Source organism: Acinetobacter sp. CIP 102136 (genome assembly GCF_000369685.1).
Lineage (GTDB): Bacteria > Pseudomonadota > Gammaproteobacteria > Pseudomonadales > Moraxellaceae > Acinetobacter > Acinetobacter fasciculus.
This window is the reverse complement of the sequence record NZ_KB850147.1, coordinates 39,666-44,131: the sequence shown is the minus strand read 5'-3', so window position 1 is coordinate 44,131 and position 4,466 is coordinate 39,666. Positions and strand designations below refer to the sequence as shown.

The 4,466-nt window shown below is 41.0% G+C and carries 1 protein-coding gene and 4 pseudogenes; 3 read left to right on the top strand and 2 right to left on the bottom strand.

What is annotated here, in order from left to right:
• Positions 1-14: 14 nt before the first annotated feature.
• A pseudogene (locus F893_RS17680) lies at positions 15-329 on the bottom strand (transposase); the annotation flags it as partial.
• A 132-nt stretch (positions 330-461) separates the two neighbouring features.
• A pseudogene (locus F893_RS18000) lies at positions 462-657 on the bottom strand (IS3 family transposase); the annotation flags it as partial.
• Positions 658-719: 62 nt separating this feature from the next.
• On the opposite strand from F893_RS18000, the pseudogene F893_RS16085 reads away from it, so the two are divergent.
• The 3 genes and pseudogenes from F893_RS16085 to F893_RS17670 form a co-directional block, all read left to right on the top strand.
• Positions 720-1,022: pseudogene (locus tag F893_RS16085) on the top strand (transposase); the annotation flags it as partial.
• A 42-nt stretch (positions 1,023-1,064) separates the two neighbouring features.
• Positions 1,065-3,731 carry an excinuclease ABC subunit UvrA gene (locus F893_RS16080; protein WP_005100732.1) on the top strand — a complete coding sequence of 889 codons (2,667 nt, stop codon included), beginning with the start codon at positions 1,065-1,067 and terminating at the stop codon, positions 3,729-3,731.
• 165 nt (positions 3,732-3,896) lie between these two features.
• Positions 3,897-4,466, top strand: a pseudogene (locus F893_RS17670) (IS5 family transposase); the annotation flags it as partial.

Below are 4,466 nucleotides of genomic sequence, written 5' to 3'. Positions count from 1 at the left end.
TAATTGAGCCAAATTTAAGGCGTAACTTGGGTAAGTGGTCGACCTAATTCCGTAAATCTGTTAAGGACTGCTACACGTGCATGGATCTCATTCACTTGGCTATCAAAACTCCTTGCACTGATTTTATCTCCTAATAATTTGATGCAATGCATCTTAGTTTCAACCAAACTTCGCCGATGATAGCCTGACCATTTTTTCCATAGTGTCCTGCCTAAACGCTTAACTGTTCGAAGTAATTCATTTCGCTCTAGCGAGCTACTCTTTGTATCTTTCCATGGTTTCGCATTTTTTCTAGGTGGAATCACCGCATGCCCTTGCCGATCTGCAATGAACCGTACCGGGTTTGTCGGAGACTTTTATTTAAGTTAGGCCACCTGACCTAACGGGTTAATCTTATAATCGTACATTGCTTCAAGCTCAAAAGACGACACATAACTCAGCGCATCAAGCACCATATCTGTATTCTTACCACGCCATACACCTTGTATTTCAAGATTTTGCATCAATCGAGAACTGTATAGCGCGCAATAACATAACTTCTCGTTGCAGTTGTTGCCAGACTTTACGAACGCCATACCGGCCCGAACTTTCTTTCCAAATTCGTTTGATTTGCTTAGCATGATGAAAATCATGTAGATCTCGTTTTGCTCGATGTTCCCTTGCGAAGCGATGCGCTTCTCATCGCAGGAAAGTTGGTCTCCGACAAACCCGGTACGGTTCAGTATCCAAAAATTGGAGAATCCTGGCGGGCAAATTGGGAAAATATCCGAACGATCTTTAGCTATCCTGCTGAAATACGTCATGCGATTTATACAACAAATGCAATTGAATCATTGAATAGCGTGATCCGCCATTCAACTAAAAAGAGAAAGATCTTCTCTTCTGATGATTCAGTGAAAAAGGTCATTTATTTAGCAACTTCAAATGCTGCTAAAAAATGGACCATGCCAATTCAAAATTGGCGTTTAGCAATGAATTGGTTTACGATTCAGTTCGATGATCGATTAAAAGATCATTTATAAAAAATGAGACTTACACAAAATAATTTACAGGCTTGTAGAAACATGAAAATACATTCTTTTGGTGAACACAATAACATTACTTTATCTAATAATTGTATTGAAGTTCGAGGTGCACGTGAGCATAACCTTAAGGATGTAGATGTTTCTATCCCAAGAAATGCACTTGTTGTTTTCTCAGGTGTATCGGGTTCAGGAAAATCATCACTTGCTTTTGGAACTATTTTTGCTGAAGCACAAAGAAGATATTTCGAATCTGTTGCACCTTATGCAAGACGCTTAATAGATCAGGCCGGAGTACCAGATGTTGATGCTATTGATGGTCTACCACCAGCAGTAGCATTGCAACAACAACGTGGTGCAAGTAATACCCGTTCTTCTGTTGGAAGTGTAACAACTTTATCAAGTCTCGTGCGAATGATTTATTCGCGTGCTGGTGCATATCCTGCCGATCAGCCAATGTTATATGCCGAGGACTTTTCACCGAACACTCTTCAAGGTGCTTGTCCTACCTGTCATGGTTTAGGTCACATTTATGAAGTTACAGAATCGACAATGGTTCCTGACCCAACACTCAGTATTCGTGAGAGAGCTATCGCATCATGGCCACCTGCTTGGCACGGGCAAAACTTACGCGATATCCTAGTAACCCTAGGGTATGATGTTGATCGACCATGGAAAGATTTACCGCAATCGGATAGAGACTGGATTTTATTTACTGAAGAAACCCCAACAGTTCCTGTCTATGCTGGTTTAAGCCCCGCTGAGACTCAATCTGCACTTAAACGTAAACTAGAACCCAGCTATATGGGCACTTTCACTGGTGCTCGTCGCTATGTCCTTCATACTTTTGCTAATACCCAAAGTACGTTGATGAAAAAACGTGTTTCACGTTTTATGGAAGGAAAAATATGCCCTTCCTGTCATGGTAAACGCCTTAAACCAGAAGCCTTATCTATTACCTTTGCTGGAGTAGATATTGGTGAGTTTATGCAACTTTCTTTGGATAAGTTAACTTGCCTGCTTGAGCCCATTGTTCTTGGCAATTTCGACGCTCATGATGCTGGAGAAAAGACTAATAATAAAGTAACCCAACTTGATAGATCCGAACGAGCAACAACAGGTAGAGCAGTGCATTCTGTATCTCCAGATGTAAGACGTACGTCAGCACTTTCAGATGAAAAGAAAATTGCTGCCCAGCGTTTAGCAAATGGTGTGGTGGGGCGTTTAAATCAATTACGCCAGTTAGGTCTTGGTTATCTAACATTAGATAGAGCCACACCGACTCTTTCAGCGGGAGAGTTACAACGTTTGCGTTTAGCAACACAATTAAGTTCTATGCTATTTGGTGTAGTTTATGTACTGGATGAACCGTCTGCTGGATTACATCCTTCAGATAGTCAGTCATTATATGATTCTCTCGATAAATTAAGAGACGCTGGAAACTCCGTATTTGTTGTAGAGCATGATTTAGAGCTCATGCGTCGTGCTCAATGGTTAGTGGATGTTGGACCAGATGCAGGAGAGCAAGGTGGTAATATTTTATATAGTGGAGTACCTCAGGGTTTAAGTGAGATTTCAGCTTCACGTACTGCAAGTTATTTATTTAATAAAATCCCAGTTACTCAAAGTTATGGACGTACACCCTCTGGTTGGCTTGAACTTAACAATATTTACCGACATAACCTGCATAATATTGATGCTCGTATACCTCTTGGTGTACTTACAGCAGTTACAGGTATTTCAGGTTCAGGTAAATCTAGTCTCGTTTCTCAAGCTTTACCCGAGTTAGTACTTTCATATTTAGGCAATGAATCTGAAACTGAAAACAATAATGAAAATAATCCGTTAAATGAAGGAATGTTGGTTACCGAGGTTACACAGGGTTCTCTGGCTGGTGATGTGGAGGCTATACAGCGTCTGGTACAGGTTGATCAAAAACCAATTGGCCGTACTCCACGTTCTAATCTGGCAACTTATACGGGTTTATTTGATCATGTTAGAAAGTTATTTGCTGGGACTCCTGAAGCTCGCCAAGCTCATTATGATGCTGGACGTTTTTCGTTTAATGTGGCTAAAGGGCGATGTGAAACTTGTGAAGGTGAAGGCTTTGTCAGTGTAGAATTATTGTTTATGCCAAGTGTATATGCCCCTTGTCCGACATGTCATGGTGCTCGATATAATGATGACACTCTGAAAATTCGCTGGAATGGACGTAATATTGCTGAAGTATTAGGAATGACCGTCAATGAAGCACGTGATTTTTTTGATGGAGAGGTCTCGATTGCTCGTTCACTACAATTATTAAAGGAAATTGGCCTTGGTTATTTACGTTTAGGGCAACCAGCGACTGAACTATCTGGTGGAGAAGCGCAACGTATTAAATTGGCGACCGAGCTGCAACGCAATCAGCGTGGAAATACACTGTATATACTTGATGAGCCAACTACAGGTTTGCATCCATCAGATGTAGATCGATTGTTAGTTCAATTGCAGCGATTAGTCGATGCGGGTAATACCGTGGTTATGATTGAGCATGATATGCGTGCCGTTGCACAAGCAGATTGGGTGATTGATGTGGGACCAGGTGCTGGAAATGCTGGTGGGAATATTGTTGTGGCAGGAACACCAAAACAAATAACAGAAAATCAAGATAGCCGTACTGCTCCATATTTAGTTAATGAGTTAGTGAGTCGTGATACTAAACATTGATATTGCGAGTGGGTAGAATAAAACCTTAAATTAAAAGCCTGTAAAATCAATCAGATATTTTTTGTTTTAGGTGGTGTGTGAGCATGAAATCTAAAATTTTTTTCAACTAAGGGCTTTGTTGCACAAACCTATCTGTAACGGCTTTTTCAGCGATATAATTTTCAAATGAAGAAGCCTACACACAAAATCTACCGCACAACCAATTGGCCCGCATATAACCGAGCACTCATGAGTCGCGGAAATATTGCCATTTGGTTTGATCCTGCTACGCAATGGTATGCGCCATCAAAAGGCAAACAAGGGCGAAATCAAACCTACTCCGACGCAGCCATCCAATGCTGCTTAATGATTAAATCCTTATTCCGTCTGTCTTTACGTATGGTTACTGGCTTTGTGCAAAGTCTGATTAAACTTTGCGGCTGAGCAGCCCCGAATATCAGTGATATTCGTACAGTACGCTTTGTAGAAGACAAAAGCATATTGATATTGTAATCAGCTACCAAAAAAGTAGAGATGGGCTGCATCTACTCATGGACTCTACAGGCATGAAGTTTCTAGGTGAGGGCGAATGGAAACGCAAGAAACATGGACCTGAATATCGTCGCCAATGGCGTAAACTTCATATTGGTATAGATGCTAAAACCCTACAAATACGAGCAGTTCAGCTTACAACCAATAATGTCAGTGATTCACAGGTGCTTGGTGATTTACTTAATCAGATTCCACAAGATGAGC

Coding starts and splice junctions, on each gene's coding strand:
- F893_RS16080 (WP_005100732.1), top strand. CDS start 1,065: ATGAAAATACATTCTTTTGGTGAACACAATAACATTACTTTATCTAAT.